Annotated in this window: 1 protein-coding gene; it reads left to right on the forward strand. The window is 68.6% G+C overall.

All coding sequences use genetic code 11. The features are described from left to right. Positions 1 to 399 precede the first annotated feature (399 nt). Positions 400 to 1,638 carry an IS110 family transposase gene (locus ACFU99_RS42910; RefSeq protein ID WP_384404011.1) on the forward strand — a complete coding sequence of 413 codons (1,239 nt, stop codon included), beginning with the start codon at positions 400 to 402 and terminating at the stop codon, positions 1,636 to 1,638. Positions 1,639 to 1,664: the final 26 nt, after the last annotated feature.

Consider the following 1,664-nt stretch of genomic DNA (forward strand, 5'->3'; position numbering starts at 1 on the left):
GCTCCTAATTCGTGAGTAGGTGGCTCCAGGTCAGCCCCGGAGAGACTGCTGGACTTGGTGTGGATGGGTTGCGTGGTGGTCGCATGGGCGCCGGAGGGACTCCTGAATGCTCCCGGCCCGATGAGGCCTTATGAAAGAGCGGTTGTCTCCGGCGCCTTCGGACCGCCGCGGGACCCATCCCGACCGCCCGGACGTTGATCGTCGTGGTGCGAGCCCGCCGCAGGGCGACCTCCCGTTTCCTCCCGAGCCTTCGAGCTCTGCACGAGACTGAGGCCCCCGCGGTGCGCTGGCGTCACGAACGGCTAGTGAGATGGCGGACCCAAGAGTCCTGGAATTAGGGCGCCGCGTGACCCACACAGGCTTGCCACCTGCACAAACGCACAGGGCAAGGAGAACGGATTGAACGTGTACTGCGGAATCGACTGGGCAGAACGCCACCACGACGTCGCCCTGGTCGACGACACCGGCACCCAACTCGCCAAGAAGAGGATCACTGACGACGCGGCCGGCTACCGCGTGCTGCTGGAACTGCTCGCCGAACACGGCGACACCCCCGAAGACCCCATACCGGTGGCGATCGAGACCAGTCACGGCCTGCTGGTCGCCGCCCTGCGCACCGGCAGCAGGCAGATCTACGCGGTCAACCCGCTGTCCGCCGCCCGCTACCGGGACCGGCACGGGGTCAGCCGCAAGAAGTCCGACCCGGGCGACGCCCTGGTACTGGCGAACATCCTGCGCACCGACATGCACGCTCACCGGCCGCTGCCCGACGACAGCGACCTGGCCCGCGCGATCACCGTGCTCGCCCGCGCCCAGCAGGACGCGGTCTGGCACCGCCAGCAGCTGGTCAACCAGGTCCGCTCGCTGCTCAAGACGTTCTACCCGGCCGCCCTGGATGCCTTCCAGGGCAAGCAGCACGGCCTCGCCCGTCCCGAGGTCCGCACGGTCCTGGCCACGGCGCCGACCCCGGCGCGAGCGGCGAAGCTGTCGATCGCGCAGCTCCAGGCGGCGCTCCGCCGCGCCGGCCGCAGCCGGGGGATCGAGGCCGAGGCCCGGCGGCTGCGGGAGATCTTCCGCAGTGAGCACGCCCGCCAGCCGCTCGCCGTCGAGGACGCCATGGGACACCAACTCGCCGCACTCATCATCCAGTTGGATGCCGCCTGTCGGGCGGCAGATGAACTGGCCGAGGCGGTCGAGGAGTCTTTTCGCAAGCACCCGGACGCTGACGTGCTGCTCAGCTTCCCCGGCCTCGGCGTCCAGCTCGGCGCCCGGGTGCTCGCTGAGATCGGAGACGACCACGACCGCTTCGCCGATGCCCGCGCACTGAAGGCATACGCCGGCTCGGCTCCCATCACCCGCGCCTCGGGCAGGAAGAAGTTCGTCGGCCGCCGTTTCATCAAGAACGACCGGCTGATCACGGCCGGATTCCTCTGGGCTTTCGCCTCGTTGACCAGCTCGCCCGGAGCTGACGCACACTACCGTCGTCGGCGCGCGGCCGGGGACTGGCATGCCCAGGCCCAGCGACACCTGTTCAACCGCCTGCTCGGTCAGCTCTACCACTGCCTGCATACCGGACAGCTCTTCAACGAACAACACGCGTTCACCTCCTTCCCGGCCGAGCCGGCCGTCGCGGCTTGACTTCTTAAGCACGTGAGATGTCTTTC

This window comes from Streptomyces sp. NPDC057654, from assembly GCF_042800135.1.
Lineage (GTDB): Bacteria > Actinomycetota > Actinomycetes > Streptomycetales > Streptomycetaceae > Streptomyces.